The organism is Dyadobacter alkalitolerans DSM 23607 (genome assembly GCF_000428845.1).
Classification (GTDB): Bacteria; Bacteroidota; Bacteroidia; order Cytophagales; family Spirosomataceae; genus Dyadobacter; species Dyadobacter alkalitolerans.
On the sequence record NZ_AUAS01000003.1, the window covers coordinates 91,504 to 110,313 of the forward strand.

Genomic DNA, 18,810 nt, shown 5'->3' on the forward strand with positions numbered 1-18,810 from the left:
CCGCAAAGGTACGAGGATAGCATTATTGACCAATAACATTGAATTAATTGTTCGGGCCGGACGTTTTTAAGTTGACACATTATTGCTAATTCAGCTGATTTAAATACACAAAACCAACTCAAAATTATGGACGTTCGCACAACATTATCGGTAAATGAAAGCTTTATGACAATGCTGACCGATATCAAAAACCGCGGGGCAAAAGCAGAAATGATCCTGGACATTAATGGCCTGGAACGCGCTCAGGGAGTCATTCAGGAAATTCACGCCGACGATCCAAACCCTTACATTGAACTAACAGACGGGACCAAAATCGTAGAAAAGACAATCGCCGCCCTCAACGGCATTTTCCGGCCGGAATATTCGGGCTGTTAGTAGCTGGGATGGTGCTTTTGCTTGGTGATGATATTGATTTTCCTATCCTGCAAAAAGAAGTCTGAGCCAGAACCAGGGCCTAATATTGTGGAAAATGAAAGGGGTCTTGCCGGATAAGCAAGGCTTCGTATGTATAAAGTGTTGAAAACTCAGCATGTCATCACCATGCCAAATGTAATTTTTGCTGTGAAAATTTATAAATTATACCGAACATTGTAACATGTCACCGCACGTTATATAGTAACTACTCCTGTTTTCAATGTGTCAATTATGAAAAACGCAACGATTTTTCGTTTGCTGATTACAGCGCTCATCTTCATTTCCGCCGCCAAGTCGCAGGCTCAGTATAGTGTTGGCATCCGAGGAGGTGTCAATTTTGCTGATTTTCAGCCTGGGACCATTTTCGAGTATGACACGAGAATTGGTGCGAACGTCGCATTGCTTTTTAACAAACCCATAAATCCCATCCTAAGCATTCAGGTTGAGCCGGGTTTTTCGCAGCGTGGTGCACAATATGAAACTTCCGGGGAAGGCCCTTTGAACGGGTCCATCCTGAGCAGTAAAGAAACGGGCAGATTTCTTTCCAACTTCATTGAACTTCCAATTTTATTGCAATGGAAACCGCGGATTGCAATATTGGAAGGCATTGTTTCCCTTGGGCCGGAACTTCGTTACCGCGTTGGCAAAATGAAGTTGAAGTACACTTCCAAAATAACATACGATGGTGAGGTGACCAAGGATGAGTCAGGCAAGGTCAATATGGAGGGCGGTTTTGGGGAAAGAACATTCGACTACGGCCTCGCAGGAGGAGCAGGCATTGCTTACCCTGCAAGATCCTTCAAGATTTTCGCGGAAGCACGCTATCACCTCGGACTCCGGCCATTGGTCGAGGAGCTGAAAATGCACAACCGCGGCGCATCAATTCACCTGGGCGTGCTTGTTCCAATGGGAAACTAAAAATCAATGAGCGATATAACTACAAGGAAAATAAAATGTCTGATTATTGACGATGAGGAACCAGCGCATGAGGTGCTCAAATTTCTGATCGCAAAAGTGCCGTGGCTGGCCTTTGAGGGCAGTTGTTATAATGGCATTGAAGCGATCGAGGTTGTCCCGGCCCGAAAGCCCGACATTATATTCCTCGACGTAAATATGCCTGAGCTTTCAGGCCTCGATCTGCTGAACATCATCCAGTCGCCCGAGCTGCACGTGATCATGACCACCGCTTATCCCGAATACGCGGTCGACGGATTTACATTTGACGTGACCGCTTTCCTGCTGAAACCCATCGGATTCGATCGGTTTTTAAAAGCCGTCACCAAGGTGAGAAAGTTGGTCACCGGCGGCCAGACTCCTGAGCCAACGGCCACTTGGCCCGAAACGAAACCAGAAACTCCTGCCAATGACGAATATGTCTGGATCCGGGCTGATCGTAAAATGTACTGTGTTTGGTTTAAAGATATTTTCTTGATCGAGGGCTTAAAGGACTATATTAAAGTGCATTATACCGGCGGTGTGCTCGTCACACTAATGTCGATGTCGGCGATGATGGAAAAGCTGCCGTTCCCACCATTTGTGCGCACGCACCGCTCCTACATTGTCAACCGGAACGCAATCCGCATGATCGAGGGCAACACGATCACGCTGCAAAATAGTAAGGAAGTCGCCATTGCCGTCTCGCCTACCCGCGATGAGATATTCAGACAGCTGACAGCGAAATAGGGCATGGGAAACAGCATCAGGACTGAACATCCGTTTTTCGAATCTCTCATTTTCCCACCAACGCCCGCCGTACGGATCGCTCATCACGTCTGTTTTTGGATAGGCTTCGTTGTGCTGCATTTTGCCTATTCACTCCCTACCCTTTCCAACGTCGTCGCCGATCCGCGCTTCACGCTGGTGGGTGTGATTTATTTTTTAAAGTTTATCCCAAACTACTATTTCTGTGTAGCACTATACAACTTTCTTAGCAGGTATTTAAAGGGATTTTTGCTGGGATTGGCTGTTTTTTTCGGCACCATTCTATCTCTGCATATTTTCAACACGCTGATTTTCATGTTTGTTGATATGGCTTATCGCCTGGAAACGATGCCGGAACGCTTTCGCATCATTGGGGAATTGCATTTAAAACTGCTTCGGCTCGAAGATCCCCTGACCTGGACCGTACTTGCCTACGATCTTTCAGAACTAGAATTGTTACTGTTCACAGCGTCGGTTAAAGTTGGGCTATATGCTGCCCGGCAAACCATTCTGCGGCAAAAACTGCAAACCGAAGCATTGAGCATGGAGCTTAAAGTTTTGAAGACACAGATCAATCCGCATTTTGTATTTAATGTGCTGAATGCCGCTTATGCCAAGATCCTGCCCATTTCGGAAGAGGCTGCCGAGTATTTACAAAAATCGTCGGAAATCATTCGTTTCGCTTTGTATGAAGCCAATGAAGAATTTATCAAGCTGGAAAAAGAAATGGCCTATCTGAATCAATATGTGCAACTGGAATCGATCCGGAATACGCACCGCTGCAAAGTAAGCCTGGTTCAGGAAGGAAGAATCTTGGAATCGCACGAAATCCCGACGTTATTGCTGATCACCCTCGTAGAAAACGCATTCAAGCACGGTGTGCACGCTTCACGGCATCCTTCTTTTGTTGATATAAAAATATTTATCCATCCCGATACGCTGGAATGCAACATTATCAACAGTGTTCCCGAAAGATCTGCCGAAGCGCAACCAGCACCTGAACAAGCCACTGGCCTGGGCCTCGCCAACCTGAAAAAACGACTGGAAATCTACTATCCCGATCGCTACCATTTTGAGACGATTTCAAAGGATCAAACATTCAAAGTAACCCTCTCAATGCCGCTTTCAGCCGCCTAGCGGATCGATGAAACTGCCTCTGAAATCGACGAAATGTCGGCACCTTATTTCGTCTAGTTTTTAACAGACTTGATCTAAGAAGATTTTAAATCCGCTGCATTCCGGATTGATTTGTACAATCTAAAAACCAGTACAATTCAATCCTCAGCTCCATGAAAAAATTCTCCGCCCTGCTGATCTGCATGCTTCTCATTACAAGCATGATACGCGCGCAATACATTGTAAAAGGAAAGGTTTTTGATAAAAACAATGCAGGTGCAGCTTTCGCAACGGTGGCGCTTCTGGCAGCCGCCGATTCAAGCATTGTAAAAGGCGGATTGACCAACGAAAACGGTGATTTTCAAATAGATCACTTTTTGAAAGGTGCGTATAGGATCAGCGTTCAATACGTGGGTTTTGCAAAAGCATTTACCAATCAATTTACATTAAACGACACAAATAAGATCCAGGAATTCCGTCAGATCACATTGGCTGACGAAGCTGCTAACCTGGAAGAAGTTACTGTGAAAGGCCAGCGGAGTTTGGTAGAAAATAAGGGCGACCGAATGGTCCTGAATGTGGCTAACAGCGTCATAGCGAAGGGAAATAAAGTGGAGGACCTTTTGAAATACGCGCCTCTGGTCCAATCCTCGCCGATGGGGATTAAGGTTGGCAACAAAAGCAATGTTCTGATATTGGTAGATGGCCGGCAAACCAGCCAGACTTCCCTCACCAACTTCCTGCAAAGCTTCTCTGCGGAAGACATCCTAAAAATCGAAGTCATTCCAAATCCATCTGCCAAATACGATGCAAGTTTCGGGGCGGTTATTAATATTATTACAAAAAAGAGTCTGGAAAGAGGCTTTAACGGACGTGTAAGTTTAATTTATTCCAAAGGCGAATACGGGCGTTTTTATCCCGATGCCTCGGTGAATTTCAGATCGGAGAAATGGAATGTCTTCACTTCTGTCAATGGCACGCTGGAAAATATTGGCTCGGAAGACGAATTGATCCGCAAATTTCCCGGCGGATTTATGGACACCAAAGCATTGACCAATTACAAAACAGACGGACTTTCCACATTCAGCGGCATTGACTATACGCCAAACAAAAACAACACAATGGGCATCCGGCTCAATAGCGGCTCCCGGAACAGCGATTATACGACCAACATGAACACCGGCTTTAAATCTTACCCAGCAACGCTGGACTCGCTGCTGGACGTCAGTCGGTTGACCACCGACAAAACCCGGAACTATGACGTCAATTTCAACTACGCCGGAAAGCTGGACAGTGCAGGTAAAGAGCTAACTTTTAATGTGACGAAAAGCTATTTTGACAAAAAGAACACGCAACACCTCATTTACCAGGAAAGAAGCCTCGAAGGCGTTTCGTCCGGCGACCCAACCAGGGCCAGGATCCGTAATCCAAAAGACGAAAATAACCTCATTGCGCAGGCTGATTTAACATTACCCACGAAACGCGGACGTTGGGAATCGGGATTGAAATACATTGCAATAGGAAACAACAATACGCTCACGCAGGAAAACGAAATAGACGGCCAATACGCGATCGACCCGGAATTTAGCGTTTCCGGCATTTACAAGGAACATTCCTATGCAGCCTATGCGGGTTACAACAATGCATTCAAAAGCGGCTGGACGGTGCAATCGGGATTGCGTTACGAAAATACCAGTCAGGAACTCACCGGGTCCGACGTGAGCCGGCAATATGCAGGATTATTTCCAAGTTTAGGCCTGAACAAAAGCTTGAAAAATGGCGATATGTTCAATATTTCCTACGCCCGCAAAATTTCCAGACCATCACTCACTTACCTGATCCCTTATCGCTGGCTTTCAGACCCTTACCTTGTTTCAGTAGGAAATCCGAATTTGCGGCCGTCTTACGAGCATACCATTGACGCCGGGTTTTCCAAAGGCGGACTTTCCCTTTTCATCAACTATACACGCACCAAGGATTACATTTCCGATGTCATTTACACAGATCCTGAAACCAGGTCATTTGTAAGCATTCCCGAGAATTTAAAGCATGTAAACAGCGCCTATGCAGGCCTTTCGTGGAACCAGGAGCTGTTCAAATGGTGGTATACCAACTGCTCCGTCGTCTTAAATGCCTCCCGCACCAAAACACCGATCGCCAACATTCCCGGCGTAAATTTCAGCGGATTTGGCATGAATTCTTACACCAATAACACATTCACTTTGCCAAAAGGATACAAAATAGAATTGCTCTTCATCTACAATTCGCCTTACCGGTTTGCGATTATGCAAAACAAGCAGGTGTATTTTATGTGGCTCAGTTTCAATAAAGCAGTCCTCAAAAACGGCAATGTGAAAATCTCCTTTCAGGATGTATTCCGGACGCAGGCATACCGCTACATCACCTCGTACGGGCCTGTCTACACATCCACGCGCTCCTACGCCGACAATCAGCGGATAAGGCTTTCGTTCAATTACAATTTCGGGAAAAAGACTGTAAAGCAAGCCAAAAACAGGAGCTTAGGCAACGAAGCAGAAAAAAGCCGGATGGGCGGAGGGGTTATGTGAGGTTTTGGCGGTGCCCCGGTGATCCGATCACGTAAATCTCAACAATCAACCCAAGCATCTTCTCGAAGCAATACCTTTTCCATTTGACGCTTGCATAGTTTAAGATAGACACTTAAAGCATCTTCCTCATCATAATATCCGTCTGCTCGTCTTCTCCGAATTTGAAGATGTGTTTGTCGAAGGCGGTGAAGCCATTTTTCTCGTAGAATCGGATGGCTTTTGGGTTTTCTTCCCATACGCCCAGCCAGAGATATGCTTTTTGTTCGAGTTGGGCGATTTCTAGCGCTTTGTCGTATAATAGCTGGCCTACCTTTTTGCCGTGGAATTCACTTTTTACATAAATGCGTTCGATTTCGAGAGAGGTCGGATCTTGGAGTTCTGTCTGTGCATTTCCCGTATTCAATTTCATGTACCCGACGGGACTATCACCGAGCCAGGCTATAAAAAAGTGCGATTCGGGATTGTTGAGTTCGGCTGCCATTTTAGCATTACTGAAATTTTCGGTCAGGTAATGCTTCATATCCGCCTCGGTGTTGGCTGCTGCAAATGTTTCGAAAAATGTTTCCCTGCCAATTTGCTGAACCGTAGTCAAATCGTCAGCGCCAGCCTTAACTATCGTAATTTGATCCATTTCTTTTGCTCGTTTTTTTCAGGAAAGTTTCATTAATACCAGCCCCGCCATGATGAACAATGCAGCGGTGATCCGCATTGCGTTGGCTGGCTCGCCCAGCAGAAAAGTGCCGACAATAAATGCCCCAACGGCGCCTATCCCCGTCCAGACGGTGTAGGCCGTGCTCAATGGCAATGTTCGCATGGCAATGGCCAGCAAGCCGAAGCTCGCGATCATTGCGACGATGGTAATTGAGGTAGGAATAAGCCGGGTGAAGCCTTCCGACTGCTTCATGAAGTAAGCCCAGACAACTTCCAGAAGCCCGGCTGCAATCAAATAAATCCAAGACATGACTTTGACCTTTTTAGGCCGGGCCGTCCCGATTCGGTTCCCACTACGGGGGAGGTCGTCCTCCTGCATGGCCACTCCGCGAAAGTGCGGGCAGCGGGACAAAAGTATCGCTTTTTTGGCTTACACTAAAAAAAATCGATGCTGATCACCGGCCTGCATTCAATTTTACATCCTTAAACATGAACCCATTATCACTGATCCTGAGCTTTTTACCGCTGGCAGTCGTTACATTTTTAAGCACAACCTGTTTGGTCTTGATAAAAGGAAATTTCTCCTGGTAGGAAGCATCCGTCATCTCCGGATTGAAATTAGCAAAAATGGCTGGCCCGTCGTAAGCTTCGGGATGCGCGGAATCTTCGATGCGCAGATTCTCAATCGTAATTTTTTCAGGCATATAACAGATGTAGCCGAAATCATGCTGCCCTGAATTGGACCCGCCTATCATGCTGGCACTGACAGGCTTGCCATTTGCCGGGACAAAAACGCAGTTCCGGATCACCAGCTCGCCTTGCCAGGTGCTGCCATAATCCGAACGCAGGTTGACAATGTTTTTGCCACGGATGCACGAATTTTCCACTAATAACAGTCCGGTTCCAATGGCATTGATGCCCATGTGACCGAGCGTGGAATTACGGATGGTGGCATTGGCGACGCCCTGGTGTGCATCGAAGCGGGAGAGCGTGCAATGGTCATAAAGCAGGTTTTTGCAGAAATTAGAGCCTAATATGCCCCAGTATTTACTGTCATTGATGTCATTCGTCTGGCTGCAATTGACAAAAGAGACATTAAGCGCCCGGTTCACAGAAAGATCATAGCTGCCCATTGAAACAGGTTTATCAGCTGTTCCAATGGTGCTGTAAGTTTTGTGTCCGGTCAGGATGGTATTTTTTACGGTAACATAAGAGCAGTCGCCAATGCTGATAAAACCATTATAAGGCGCGCCTTGCTCGCCTTCGCCTTTAATATGATGTTCCAATCCTTCCAATATCACATTAGAGCGCCGAACGGCAATGTTCCGGCTGTAATAGGTGTATTTGGATTCCGCTTTGTTGGCAATTGTAGTAAAGCGTCCGCCACTGATTTTCAGTGGTTTTTCATCGATCGGGAGCGCGGTAATCTCGGTTATTTTATCAAAATCCCAGATAATAGGTGCGTTCATATCCACGTTGCCATTTTTATCGACAACAAAAATATCCGTCTGCGAAGAGCCATTGTTTTGGTTGAGCCCGTAACGAATGTATTGCTTCACATTTGCATTCGTAACCGTGATAAGACAGGGGCCGGGCAGTGTGGCATTAATCTTTTTCTGGTTTCTTTTTAGTGACCTGATCATTCCCAGTTTAAAGGGTTTAAGCGCTGAGCTGACCATGAACACGGAGGCATCGCGTTTTTCAGCCTCCGTGTCATCAATGATGAAAGCCGCTTTGCCAAAATCAGTTTCCGTCCGGATAATGGCAGTGAGGTGTTTTCCGCCAATATAGTAAGTCGCGCCATCGTCTGCTTTTACGCGCAAACCGTGCAAATTGGCAAATGCATGCGTCGCAGCAATGGCGTCAATGTCGTCTGTCTTACCATCGCCTTTGGCCCCGAAATCACTGTAATGCACCACTCCGGCGGCTGTAAACCTAGCCGCCTCTTCCTGCGCCCTGGCCGTCCATGCACTCAGGATGAGCATTAATAATAGTGTGTATTTCATGTTAAATCATTTGTTATTTTGAATAAATATATATCCTTACAAAATTATCGCTGAGTTGCCTGCAAAGCTTATCGGCAATCATCTGGAATTCACCTTCAAGGACGCGCGGCTCTACGAATCGCCCGTTGTGCAAATGCGCATTGCGGCATCAGCGCCCAAAACAGAAGGTTTTTGGCTGGAACAGTCTTTCATGGTATATAGCAAAGGCAATGTCAGTCTCAGCCAGGCCGCATTTTCCGATTCGATCAATATGTATGAAGACTATAAACTTAGGGTTTCGGGCTATTCGACGAGCGGTGGCTGGGCGACGCTGAATGACAGTTCGCGGATCCAGATCCCTTCGGTAGGAACATTTACCATGCTGCACCAGCTCGTGGTTTCACAAGATGGCCCCCTCACCAGTGTTCGCGCGTACAATGAACATTGAATTTCACATCACCGACAAACCCGCGCAGGAAAGGCTAATACTGAAACGGACGAATGAGAGCAGGAAGACGGGGAATACGGTAAATGAGTATGAGCTTGTGCCCGGAGTGAGTTTTACATATTAAAAATTCCAGCTTCTGAAATGAACAAAATATCAACAATCCCCCTTTACCAAAATAGTACAATTCGCTTGGAAGTGAACTTTTGGAAGAATACATTTGCAGCACCATTTAAATTTAACTAGTCTAAATAAGCAAATGAGAACCTTTCTACCAGTTTTATTATTTTTACTCATAACCAGCCTCTCTTACGGACAGTCGGGCAAATTGAAGGGCGTTGTGCTGGATAACTCGAAAAAGAGCATTCCCGGCGTGACGATTCTAATCAAAAATACCAATATCGGAACGCAGTCCAACAACGACGGCGCCTTTGAATTATCCAATCTGAACGATGGAAACTATACTTTATCAATTTCGTCTATTGGGTTTAAAACCAAAGAGTTGTCGGTTACGATCGCGCAAGAAGAAGTGGACCTGAATACCATCACATTGTACGAGGGCGACGAAATATTGCGGGAAGTCCTCGTGCAAGGTGAAAGTGAGAACAAATTTTCAAGAAATCAGACGGCCTATGTTGCAAAATTGCCGTTGCGCGATTTTGAAAATACGCAGGTTTACAGCACCATTACCAACTATCTGCTTAAATCACAGATTGTTACAAATTTCGACGATGCATTGAAAAACGCAGCCGGCGTGGAAAACCTCTGGACGTCCACGGGCCGTGGCGGTGACGGGGCGGGATATTACTCGCTGCGCGGATTTTCAGTCCAGCCTAAACTGGTGAACGGCTTACCCGGACTGACCAACGGAACCATTAACCCGGCCAACATTGAGCGCATTGAGGTTTTGAAAGGACCTTCTGCAACGCTTTTTGGCAATGCGGTCAGTTCTTACGGCGGGCTTATTAATGTAGTCACCAAAAAGCCTTACGTAGGAACGGGCGGCGAGCTTTCATTCACAACCGGTTCTTTTGGACTGAACCAGGTGACGGGTGATTTTAATACAGCATTAAGCAAAGAAAAAGGCATTTATTTTAGATTAAACACCTCGTATGCAACAGAGCGCAGCTTCCAGGATGCTGGTTTTCGGAAATCGTTCTTCGTCGCCCCTTCCCTGTCTTATAAGGTGAACAACAACCTGTCGTTTTCTTTCTATGGCGAGATTACACAGGCGGAACAAACGAACCCAATGTTCCTTTTTCTGAACCGCACCGCGCCTACGGAGTCCAAAAATATGAAGGAGCTGAATTATAACTACAAGCTCTCTTTCACCAGCAACGACCTGACACTGCAAAACCCGACGCAGAATTACAGGGTTGAAATGGATTACAAACTTTCGGACACATGGCAGTCGCAAACATTGATATCCAAAAGCGCCACTTCTACGAAAGGCTATTATTCCTATTTGTTTGACTACGGCATATTGGGAAATGATACTTTCTCGCGCTTCCTGAACAAACAAAATGAATACACCGGAACATCCGATATCCAGCAAAATTTCATTGGCGATTTCAAGCTCGGCTCATTGCGGAACCGGGTTGTGCTTGGGCTGGATTATTTCACAGCCACGTCCACAAGCAACGGCACGGGTTATGCATTTTACGGTAATGTAACGCCGGAAGGTGGTTCGAGCGGCGATGATCCGTTTACGCCAAAAGTGGTTGAAACCACTGCTTACCCGCTTTCAACGGCTGCCGTGGATGCCGTGCTGGCACGTCAGGGCGTAAGCAATGCAAAATCAAAATATAACATTTACAGCGCTTACGCGTCTGATGTGCTGAATCTTACGAATAACTTGTCTGTAATGGTGGGTCTGCGCCTGGATCATTTTGACAATCAAGGTGATATAGCAACAGGAGAAGACAATTACAATCAAACTACATTGTCTCCGAAATTGGGGCTCTTGTTTGAGCCGGTTACGGATAAGGTCTCTATTTTTGCCAATTTCCAGAACGGCTTTACCAACGCGGCGCCTGCACTTGTGGGCAATCCGGAAGACGGCCCGCAAACGATCAAGACTTTCAGACCTGAGCAGGCCAACCAGATTGAGTTTGGTATCAAAACCAACATTATCAGAAATAAGCTGAACGCAACGATCAGTTATTACGATATCCGTGTAAAGGACCAGGTGATGACAGATCCTACGTCGCCGTTCAACAAAATCCAGGATGGCGAAATTTACAGCAAAGGGTTTGAAATAGAAGTGAATGCTAACCCTGTGAGGGGCCTGAACGTGAGGGCCGGATATAGCAACAACGACAGCAAAACCACCAAAACGGATTATACCGACATTCTGGACAAGCGTCCACTGGGAGCCGGGCCAAAGACACTTTACAATTTCTGGGCTAACTACGAAGCACCGGGCGGAAAGCTGAAAGGGTTTGGCCTTGGGCTGGGCTTCAACGGCGCTAGCGAGCGTTATGCGATAAACTATGTTTCGACAGGAGATTTCATGCTGCCTGCTTACACCGTTGCCAACGCCTCCCTCTTTTTCCAGGCTGAAAATTACCGCATAGGCCTCAAACTGAACAACGCATTTAACAAAGAATACTATAAAGGATGGTCAACCATTGCCCCACAAACTCCGCGGGCCTTGCTGGCAAACTTTACTTATACTTTTTAAGGTTTGGTTTAATATAAGAAAAGCCTGCGAATCGATTGATTTGCAGGCTTTCTTGTTTATAGTATAAAATCAAAACATTACTTTTTCGCCTCCTTAACCGCCTTGATCGGGAAATCTCCGTATTGTGATGAGATCATTCCGGATAGTGTATCGCCTTTTTGTGCCAAATTGTATTTAAAAACGCCATGCTCGGATTCTGTCGAAAATGTGACTTTATCCGCGGCAACCGTCAATTCCTTCATTTCCTGCTTCTGCGTGTCACCTACGTAGCCAACGGTTTTGTTGTCTTTTTGCTCAAAAGTGAAAAATCCGGATTCGTATTCGGGCGGAACATCGCTGATCTGATATTTCCAGGTGCCCAATATATCGTCCGCCGTGACCGATTTTTGCGCTGCAATTGAGAAAATCCCAAGTGCGATAACCATCATGAAGTACAACTTTGTTTTCATCCTGACCAAAATTTAAAATTTGAAAACTAATATTTGGTCACCAATTAACACAATTTCGGATACAGTTCAAAATTTAGATCAGCTCGACATATCCATCCGTCCCATTCACCCGGACCCGCTGACCATCCTTGATCAGCTTTGTCGCATTTTCTACGCCTACGACGGCTGGTAAGCCATATTCGCGTGCAATAACGGCTCCATGGGTCATTAACCCGCCTACTTCTGTGACGAGACCTTTGATGGAAACGAACAGGGGCGTCCAGCTCGGATCAGTGAAAGCGGTTATCAGAATGTCGCCATCTTCCAGTTCGGCGTCTTCCATGTTCAATATCACGCGCGCGCGTCCCTCAACGATCCCAGACGAAACGGCCAGACCGGCAATGGCGCCATCGGGCAGATTTTCCTTTTTATAAGAACCGGTAATCACTTCACCATCAGACGTCATAACACGCGGAGGCGTTAATTTTTCATAATTTTTAAATGCTTCCTTCCGCTGGTGGATGAGTTCGTTTTCCAGCTTTTTTGCCCTGACAACCTCACATAGTTCGTCGAAGGTGAGATAATAAATCGCTTCTTTGTCAGCTATGACATTTGCCTGCACAAGCCGTTCTGCCTCCCTTAATAACGCTTGTTTATATACGAAGAAGCGACTTACCATTCCGTATTTCGGATATTCGCGATAACCCGTAAAATTGCGGATCAGGTCGATCACTTGTTTGGCCTTCTTTGCTTTTGACTCACCATCAGGCAATTGCCTTAACCGGCTCAATAATTCATTTTCTTTTTCCAATGCTTCCCGCCGCCCCTGCTCAAATTTTCTTTGACTAGCACCCGGTTCAAAATTTTTGATATTACCAAGAATAACCGGGATAAGCGTGGCAGGTTTTTCAATCCAGCGCGGACGCGTAATATCAATTTCGCCGGCACATCGCACGCCGTACTTTTGAAGAAAATCGCGCATCGCAGCCTGGGCGGCTTTTCCACCTTCCAATTGGGCGAGATGGTCCAGAAAACGGTCGTCTCTCACATTTTGAAGATAACCGACGACCTGCGGGAAAGGGCGGATTACGTCGGCGACGTCCAGTAGTGCCAACCCCATTTCGGAAGTTACATTATTGGGGACAGATTGAGAAAGTATATCTGCTGCATTTTTCTCCCCCAGCCATTCATTCATTTTATCATTAATCCATCCCAAAGCATTAAAAGTGGACATAATCGTCTTCGTACTCAGCGAATCAAACATGCTTTTCTTCCACTGTTGAATGTCCTGGCGGATGAAGTCGAGCAAATCGGAACCTGATTTCGACTGGATATCCGCTTTCAATGCGGCAAGCGATGTTTCGCTCTTGCTGATCAAATCCGTTATCACCTGTGGATCGTCGATGAACGGCGGCGTGGCCGCAGGCGGCGGTGCGGGATTGCTTATCACCGATTGTTCGTCCGGCAAAAATTCAATAAAATCTTCCCGGCCTAAAATATTCAGCAGCGCATCTTTGATCAGCGGATCAGACTTTCCTAATGTTGTATTCAGAATAATATCCCGCATGGCCGGAGAAGCCAGGTTGGGCGCGACGTCCACGAATAATCTCCCGCCAGCGGTGCGCATTTTGGCAGGCGTTAGCAACAGGAAAACGGAAAGCCCCAGCGGCTTCATAGCATCCGTCATCATTTGCTGGTGGCCCACAGACACATAAACGGCCGGAAGGCCCTCAGCATGAACCGGACCGCTTGCCTGAGGAATGGGGAACAAAGTAGTAACCGGGCGGCTTTGAACAATATAAAACGTGTTACCAGACAGGCACCATTCGATATCCTGAGGACTGCCGAAATGGGCTTCAATCTTTCTTCCGATGTTGGAAAGCTGTAAAATTTGCGCATCTGTCAGCGTTTGCATTTCCTGTTTTTCGGGATCAATCTTCTCTTCCTGCGTGCCGCCATTTGCTGATGCACGAATAGCCTGCTTCTTTCCTCCTATCTGCTTCTCGATGATAGCCCCGTTACGGACTTTATAATGATCCGCATTCACAATGCCCGAAACCAGCGCCTCGCCGAGGCCGAAGCTGGCATCGATGGATGTGACTTTCCGGTTGCCATTAACCGGATCGGCAGTGAACAAAATGCCTGCGGCATCGGGAAAAACCATCTTCTGGACCACCACCGACAGCTGGACTTTGCGATGATCAAATCCGTTTTGAATCCGATAAATTACTGCACGATCCGTGAACAGGGAAGCCCAGCATTTACTGATAGATGCGAGGATAGCCACCTTTCCGATGACATTCAAGTAAGTATCCTGCTGGCCTGCGAACGATGCCGTCGGCAGATCCTCTGCCGTGGCGCTGGAACGGACCGCATATGCATTGGTTTCACCAAAATGGTTAAGATGAATGCCAATTTCCTTGTTGATCTCCTCCCGGATCGCTGTTTCTTCAATGAATCTTCGGATTTCCGCACTGATTGCACTGATCGCTTTTCGATCCTCTGCATGAAGCAGCGCCAGCTGATCCAGCAGCATATCGATATCCTGGCTGTTCGTAATTATTTCCTTAAAAGCATTGGTAGTCACGCAAAAACCATCCGGCACCTGCACGCCCGGAATCCGCAGCAACTCGCCCAGATTAGCACCTTTGCCACCGACCAAGTGAATGTGCGTTTTATCAATGTTCTTAAATTCTATTACAAATTGACTTTTATTTTCCATGGCTAATAGGAATGCATTATTGTTTGTTAAGCTGTTCCGTCGTTTCTTTTGCTATTTCAATGGCTTTGTTGAAATAGGCTTCGATGACTTTGCTGTCTGCATCGGAGAATGACGCAAGCATTTCCTCGGTTTTGCTTCTGAAATCTTTGTAAAGGGGTGCGAGGAGCGCCATAATGTTTTCCGTGTTGGCCACAATGATCACTTTCCGCCTGTCTTCCGGCGCAAAGCGCCTCTTCACCAGATCTCTCTTTTCAAACCGGTCGATCAAGCCCGTTACGGCGCCCGTGGTGAGACCCGTCAGGTTCGAAAGTTCACCCGCCGTCATTTCACCTTTTTCGAGGAAAAACCCCAGATACTTATGATCAGTCCCGGCTAGGCCAGCCTTTCGGGCCACGGTTTCATGCATTTGAAGTGAAACATATGCGTATTGCTGCCCCAGTCGCCGGACCGTCTTTACACCCTCGTCATTCATATTTTATCTTGTTGAATAATTATCTTAGCAACAAAGATAAATATAGAAAAGCGAGACGTGCAAATTATTAGGTAAAAATAAAGTCAATCCTTTTGCGTCACGAGCGCTGTTTCCCTCGTATTGCCTAGCAACATCGTTCAGGAAATTCTTGAAATGATTAAATTGTTTTTTTGACATACCATAAAATGTAACCGAGCGTTAACGAATTTTAACGCGACTCTAAGTATGCCCAAACCACTCTACCAGTTACTAATCTTTGTTTTCGTTTCTTTTCAGGCTTTTGCTCAGGAGCAGATTACCATCAGTGGTTTTGTGCGTGAAAAAGGAAGCCTGGAACTGTTGCCAGGTGTGAATGTCTACCTCGAAAATTCTATGATCGGGACGGTTACCAATACCTACGGCTTCTATTCACTGACCATTCTGAAATCAGATTCTGTCAAGATTTCCTATTCTTTTGTGGGTTATGAAAGGCAGGAAGTGCGCGTGGAGAAGGCGGTTAGCCAGCAAATTGACATTGCATTATCAACAGCTACCCAGCTGAACGAAGTGATCATTTCGGGAAGGCGGCAGGATGAAAAAGTAAGCGAATCGGTGCAGATGAGCCAGATTGAGATTCCGATTTCCCAAATCAAAAAAATCCCAGCGTTTTTTGGTGAAAAGGACGTGATACGCGTTTTGCAGCTTATGCCGGGCGTCCAAAAAGGGACCGAAGGACAAACAGGCCTATACGTCCGCGGCGGCGGGCCGGACCAGAATCTGATCATCCTGGATGATGCGGTGGTGTACAACGCGAGCCATCTTTTCGGCTTTTTCTCCGTTTTCAACAGCGATGCCCTCAAAAGTGTCGAACTGACAAAAGGTGGGTTTCCGGCGCGGTATGGCGGGCGGCTTTCTTCCGTTGTTGAAATGAATATGAAGGAAGGAAGCAAAGAAAAACTCCACGGCGAAGGCGGCATTGGGCTTATCTCATCCCGGTTAACGCTGGAAGGGCCATTGGCAAAAAAGAAATCCTCTTTCCTGATTTCCGCACGACGTACATACATTGACGTGCTCGCTCAGCCGCTGATCGCCCAGCAGCAAGCGGGCTCCGACAGCAAGGTGAAGCCGGGCTATTTCTTTTACGACCTCAATGCAAAAGTGAATTACGATTTCGGGGCGAAAAACAAGCTGTATGTCAGTGGATATTTCGGGCGTGATAAATTCAACATCCGGGAAAAGAGCTCCGATAGTGAAAACAGGTCGGGGTTGAGCTGGGGGAATGCTACGGCGACATTGCGGTGGAATCATTTGATCAACCAAAAGCTGTTTGTAAATACTTCGCTGATTTACAGCCATTTCAATTTCAATATTTTTGCCAACGACAAACAGTATGAAAAGGGCGTATTGCAGGATGAGTTTAGTTTGAAATACAACAGCCTGATCCGGGATTATAGCCTGAAAACGGATTTTGATTATTTCCTCAATGCAAAACACAGCGTAAAATTCGGGGCACAGCTTACGTCGCATCGCTTTGTTCCTTCGGCCCTGGCGCTGGAAGGCGACTTTTCTGACGATGACATTGACTTGCAAGCCAAACCCATCAACACCCTGGAAGCGGGCGCTTATGTGGAGGATACCTGGCAGCCCTTTACCGCATTAAAGGTGAACGGTGGTTTCAGATTAAGCTTTTTTCAAACAAAAACAAAGTTATATGTGCGACCGGAACCCAGAATTTCGGCAGCATTGAAATTGGCAAAGGATTTTTCCGTCAAAGCCTCATTTGCTAAAATGAACCAATATGTGCATTTGCTGAGCAACACCGGACTAGGTTTGCCCACGGATCTTTGGGTTCCTACCACCGACCGGGTGGCGCCGCAACAGTCCAGCCAGGTTGCATTCGGCTTTGCGAAAGATCTTGAAAAGCCCGGCCTGGCGCTGACTTTGGAAGGTTACTATAAGAAAATGAACAACATTATCAGTTACAAGGAAGGCTCCTCCTTTATCAGTCTGGACGGTGAAAACGCCAACGAGCTCGATTGGGAAGATAACATTACCACGGGAAAAGGCTGGTCTTATGGCGCTGAATTCATGGTGCAGAAGAAAACCGGAAAGCTCTCGGGCTGGGTTGGTTATACATTATCGTGGACGCAGTGGAAATTTCCGGAGCTCAATTTTGGCAAAACATTCTATCCCCGCTATGACCGCCGCAACGACATTTCGGTGGTGGGAATTTACGAACTGAGCAAGCGCATTACATTATCAGCAACATGGGTTTACGGAACGGGCAATGCACTTACGATCCCGATTTCTAAGTTCTCGACCTATCCAAACCGCTTCGTGCCGAATCCCTGGGGAACACCTGCATATGGCGGGAATGTCACCAACGAATATGGAGACAAAAACGGCTTCCGGGCAGAGCCTTACCACCGTATGGATGTTGCGATCCAGTTTCATAAGAAGAAAAAGCGGCACGAACGCACCTGGGAATTCGGGCTTTACAATGCATACAACCGCAGGAATCCGTTTTTCTATAACATTGATAATAAAAGAGATCCCGGCGATCCTAACAGAAGGATCAATGTCCTGACACGCTATTCGTTGTTCCCGGTGCTGCCGTCTTTTAGTTATAATTTTAAATTCTGATCAAAAATGCGCGTTATAACGGCTTTATACATCAATAAGACCTTGCTTTTTCTCATGCTGATGTGCATCGGTTTGCTGTGCGGATGTGAGAATCTTGTCAATGATCTGGATCAGGACAAGCTTCCGAAAGTAGAGGCTAAACTGGCTGTTTCCTGCTACATTTCTCCACAAAGCCCGCTGTTGGAAGCCATTATTACAGAGTCACAACCGATCTTCGGACCGGCAAACTACAATCCGACGATTATTACCAACGCCGAAGTCATCTTGTCCGACGATGTAAATCAGGTCCGGCTGGTTTTCGATGATTCACTCCAGAACTACGTTGCGGACAGCAGTGCGTTTAAGGTCGTGGCGGGCAAGACCTATACATTGACTGTTAACGATGGAAAAAGATTTGTAAAAGCGAAATGCACAGTGCCGTTTAACCGGGTGAAAGAAATGGAAGTGTCCATTGATAAAGAATGGGCCGGCTATGAAACCGATTCGACCGCATGGTTCAGGCTTTCGTGGGAAGATGTGAAGGGGGAAAGCAACTATTATGCACTTCGCGGTTCCTATACGCATGAACAAACTATGCCCCGGCCCGACCCGAAAACAGGCAAGATCGAACCTTTTCGATATATCTTCACCACGGAAATGATTGCTTTTGAGAGAGGCGTTTACAATGATGTAAATCTGGACGGGATCAAGTTTACCGGTCCCAAAAACGGAGCTCATATTAGTTCAAACAGGACCATTACCTATCTGGACGAAAAAGGTGCGGAAAAATCACTGGAAACAGAGCCCCTCATCAGGGACGTGAGAATAGAAGTAATGTGCATTGACGAGCATTATTTCAAGTTTAGACGCTCGCTGGAAAATAATAATGATAATCCGTTTGTAGAACCCACTTTGGTTTATACCAATATAGAAGGTGGCCTGGGCTGTTTTGCATCCTTTAATGCGGTGGGAAAGACCATTAATCCCTGAACTGCTCCGCTATCAAAAAAAAACGGTGACCAGGT

The 18,810-nt window shown here is 46.5% G+C and carries 16 protein-coding genes; 10 read left to right on the plus strand and 6 right to left on the minus strand.

All coding sequences use genetic code 11. The features are described from left to right. Positions 1-126 precede the first annotated feature (126 nt). From G395_RS0106200 to G395_RS0106220, 5 genes are all read left to right on the plus strand, one after another. Positions 127-375, plus strand: coding sequence for a hypothetical protein (locus tag G395_RS0106200; RefSeq protein ID WP_026629257.1), 249 nt, complete (start codon positions 127-129; stop codon positions 373-375). A gap of 270 nt (positions 376-645) precedes the next feature. Next, entirely contained in the window at positions 646-1,332 is a 687-nt protein-coding gene (locus G395_RS0106205) for a porin family protein (RefSeq protein ID WP_026629258.1), read from the plus strand. 6 nt (positions 1,333-1,338) lie between these two features. Then, positions 1,339-2,097: a LytR/AlgR family response regulator transcription factor gene (locus G395_RS0106210; protein WP_026629259.1), complete on the plus strand. Its 759-nt coding sequence runs from the start codon at positions 1,339-1,341 to the stop codon at positions 2,095-2,097. Positions 2,098-2,100: 3 nt separating this feature from the next. After that, positions 2,101-3,252 carry a sensor histidine kinase gene (locus G395_RS0106215; RefSeq protein WP_026629260.1) on the plus strand — a complete coding sequence of 384 codons (1,152 nt, stop codon included), beginning with the start codon at positions 2,101-2,103 and terminating at the stop codon, positions 3,250-3,252. A gap of 152 nt (positions 3,253-3,404) precedes the next feature. Next, positions 3,405-5,798: a TonB-dependent receptor gene (locus tag G395_RS0106220; RefSeq protein WP_026629261.1), complete on the plus strand. Its 2,394-nt coding sequence runs from the start codon at positions 3,405-3,407 to the stop codon at positions 5,796-5,798. A 112-nt stretch (positions 5,799-5,910) separates the two neighbouring features. On the opposite strand, the gene G395_RS0106225 is transcribed toward G395_RS0106220, so the two are convergent. From G395_RS0106225 to G395_RS0106235, 3 genes are all read right to left on the minus strand, one after another. Continuing rightward, positions 5,911-6,429 (minus strand): GNAT family N-acetyltransferase, encoded by a 519-nt coding sequence (locus tag G395_RS0106225; protein ID WP_026629262.1) that lies wholly within the window; start codon positions 6,427-6,429, stop codon positions 5,911-5,913. A gap of 18 nt (positions 6,430-6,447) precedes the next feature. Next, positions 6,448-6,759, minus strand: a complete 312-nt coding sequence (locus G395_RS0106230; RefSeq protein ID WP_026629263.1) for a DMT family transporter — start codon at positions 6,757-6,759, stop codon at positions 6,448-6,450. 145 nt (positions 6,760-6,904) lie between these two features. Then, the gene (locus G395_RS0106235; protein WP_026629264.1) at positions 6,905-8,455 is read right to left on the minus strand and encodes a hypothetical protein; all 1,551 of its coding nucleotides are present in this window, start codon (positions 8,453-8,455) and stop codon (positions 6,905-6,907) included. A gap of 55 nt (positions 8,456-8,510) precedes the next feature. Here G395_RS0106235 and G395_RS0106240 point away from each other — a divergent pair, with 55 nt between their 5' ends. The 3 genes from G395_RS0106240 (at position 8,511) to G395_RS0106250 (ending at position 11,562) form a co-directional block, all read left to right on the plus strand. Beyond that, positions 8,511-8,882 (plus strand): hypothetical protein, encoded by a 372-nt coding sequence (locus G395_RS0106240; protein ID WP_026629265.1) that lies wholly within the window; start codon positions 8,511-8,513, stop codon positions 8,880-8,882. Beyond that, positions 8,872-9,006 carry a hypothetical protein gene (locus G395_RS32890; protein ID WP_262485392.1) on the plus strand — a complete coding sequence of 45 codons (135 nt, stop codon included), beginning with the start codon at positions 8,872-8,874 and terminating at the stop codon, positions 9,004-9,006. The genes G395_RS0106240 and G395_RS32890 overlap by 11 nt, the downstream gene beginning before the upstream one ends. A 132-nt stretch (positions 9,007-9,138) precedes the next feature. Then, a complete protein-coding gene (locus G395_RS0106250) occupies positions 9,139-11,562 on the plus strand; it encodes a TonB-dependent receptor (RefSeq protein WP_026629266.1) in 2,424 nt (807 codons plus the stop codon). 77 nt (positions 11,563-11,639) lie between these two features. Here G395_RS0106250 and G395_RS0106255 read toward each other — a convergent pair whose 3' ends face one another. The 3 genes from G395_RS0106255 to G395_RS0106265 form a co-directional block, all read right to left on the minus strand. After that, positions 11,640-12,011 (minus strand): hypothetical protein, encoded by a 372-nt coding sequence (locus tag G395_RS0106255; protein WP_026629267.1) that lies wholly within the window; start codon positions 12,009-12,011, stop codon positions 11,640-11,642. Between the two features lie 73 nt (positions 12,012-12,084). After that, complete coding sequence (ppsA, locus tag G395_RS0106260) at positions 12,085-14,712, minus strand: phosphoenolpyruvate synthase (RefSeq protein WP_026629268.1); 2,628 nt, start codon at positions 14,710-14,712, stop codon at positions 12,085-12,087. Between the two features lie 16 nt (positions 14,713-14,728). Beyond that, entirely contained in the window at positions 14,729-15,184 is a 456-nt protein-coding gene (locus G395_RS0106265; protein ID WP_026629269.1) for a MarR family winged helix-turn-helix transcriptional regulator, read from the minus strand. Positions 15,185-15,409: 225 nt separating this feature from the next. On the opposite strand from G395_RS0106265, the gene G395_RS0106270 reads away from it, so the two are divergent. Both G395_RS0106270 and G395_RS0106275 read left to right on the plus strand, forming a co-directional pair. Beyond that, on the plus strand, positions 15,410-17,806 hold the full coding sequence (locus G395_RS0106270; protein ID WP_026629270.1) for a TonB-dependent receptor: 2,397 nt from the start codon (positions 15,410-15,412) through the stop codon (positions 17,804-17,806). Between the two features lie 6 nt (positions 17,807-17,812). Next, a complete protein-coding gene (locus tag G395_RS0106275; RefSeq protein ID WP_026629271.1) occupies positions 17,813-18,775 on the plus strand; it encodes a DUF4249 domain-containing protein in 963 nt (320 codons plus the stop codon). Positions 18,776-18,810: the final 35 nt, after the last annotated feature.

Coding starts and splice junctions, on each gene's coding strand:
- G395_RS0106275 (WP_026629271.1), top strand. CDS start 17,813: ATGCGCGTTATAACGGCTTTATACATCAATAAGACCTTGCTTTTTCTC.
- G395_RS32890 (WP_262485392.1), top strand. CDS start 8,872: ATGAACATTGAATTTCACATCACCGACAAACCCGCGCAGGAAAGGCTA.
- G395_RS0106215 (WP_026629260.1), top strand. CDS start 2,101: ATGGGAAACAGCATCAGGACTGAACATCCGTTTTTCGAATCTCTCATT.
- ppsA (WP_026629268.1), bottom strand. CDS start 14,712: ATGGAAAATAAAAGTCAATTTGTAATAGAATTTAAGAACATTGATAAA.
- G395_RS0106200 (WP_026629257.1), top strand. CDS start 127: ATGGACGTTCGCACAACATTATCGGTAAATGAAAGCTTTATGACAATG.
- G395_RS0106235 (WP_026629264.1), bottom strand. CDS start 8,455: ATGAAATACACACTATTATTAATGCTCATCCTGAGTGCATGGACGGCC.
- G395_RS0106210 (WP_026629259.1), top strand. CDS start 1,339: ATGAGCGATATAACTACAAGGAAAATAAAATGTCTGATTATTGACGAT.
- G395_RS0106255 (WP_026629267.1), bottom strand. CDS start 12,011: ATGAAAACAAAGTTGTACTTCATGATGGTTATCGCACTTGGGATTTTC.
- G395_RS0106220 (WP_026629261.1), top strand. CDS start 3,405: ATGAAAAAATTCTCCGCCCTGCTGATCTGCATGCTTCTCATTACAAGC.
- G395_RS0106250 (WP_026629266.1), top strand. CDS start 9,139: ATGAGAACCTTTCTACCAGTTTTATTATTTTTACTCATAACCAGCCTC.
- G395_RS0106265 (WP_026629269.1), bottom strand. CDS start 15,184: ATGAATGACGAGGGTGTAAAGACGGTCCGGCGACTGGGGCAGCAATAC.
- G395_RS0106270 (WP_026629270.1), top strand. CDS start 15,410: ATGCCCAAACCACTCTACCAGTTACTAATCTTTGTTTTCGTTTCTTTT.
- G395_RS0106230 (WP_026629263.1), bottom strand. CDS start 6,759: ATGTCTTGGATTTATTTGATTGCAGCCGGGCTTCTGGAAGTTGTCTGG.
- G395_RS0106205 (WP_026629258.1), top strand. CDS start 646: ATGAAAAACGCAACGATTTTTCGTTTGCTGATTACAGCGCTCATCTTC.
- G395_RS0106225 (WP_026629262.1), bottom strand. CDS start 6,429: ATGGATCAAATTACGATAGTTAAGGCTGGCGCTGACGATTTGACTACG.